This is a genomic window from Streptomyces spinosisporus (assembly GCF_022698145.1).
Classification (GTDB): domain Bacteria; phylum Actinomycetota; class Actinomycetes; order Streptomycetales; family Streptomycetaceae; genus Streptomyces; species Streptomyces spinosisporus.
The window spans coordinates 1-629 of the sequence record NZ_JALDAX010000066.1; the positions used below are offsets into that span (position 1 = coordinate 1).

1 protein-coding gene is annotated in these 629 nt (G+C 65.5%); it reads right to left on the bottom strand.

The genetic code is table 11. The features are described from left to right. Positions 1-202: 202 nt before the first annotated feature. Positions 203-629 (bottom strand): LmrA/YxaF family transcription factor (locus MQN93_RS43725; protein WP_242713922.1); only part of this gene is annotated, 427 nt, incomplete at its 5' end.

A 629-nucleotide genomic window follows, 5' to 3' on the forward strand; every position in this document is an offset into this window, starting at 1 on the left:
CCAGGTTCGACCAATTTTCAGGACTAAATAGTCCTCTACTTGTCGAAGCTGTGCGTCTTTCGCGCAGAGGGCCGACGCGTTTCGGTGACGGCTGATGCGCCTGTGAAAGATGAGACATGCGGACGAACGGGTTCGCCGATGCCGTCACGTCCCGGACCCCCGCCGGGAGGACGGCAAAGTCCAGCAGATGAAGGGACTGCACTCACCCTTCAGACGTATCCGCATCGTCGCCTTCAGCGGGCACGGCATAGGCCCTGACATGGGCGATCGCCATGTCGAGGGCGATCCTCATGGGTGTGACGTCCTGAGCGGTCTGCGCGAGGAGGTACCCGCCCTGAAGAGCTGCCATGAGACCGGTGGCGAGCTCTTTGGCGTCCGCATCAGCGCGCAGGACTCCCGAGTCCTTCATCCGCACCAGTCCGGCCTCAAGGAGCTCCTCCCAGGTGGCGAAGTGGCGGGCGATGGCCTTCCGGGCCACTTCGTCCTGATCGGCCAGTTCGCCGGCCAGGGAGCCAAGGGGGCAGCCGTACGCGCCGTTGCGGAGCGCGTTGCGCTCCACCACCGCATCCCGCCAGCGCTCCAGCCCGCGGAAGGAGTTGAGCCGTCGCAGGAGCTGCTGCTGGCGATCG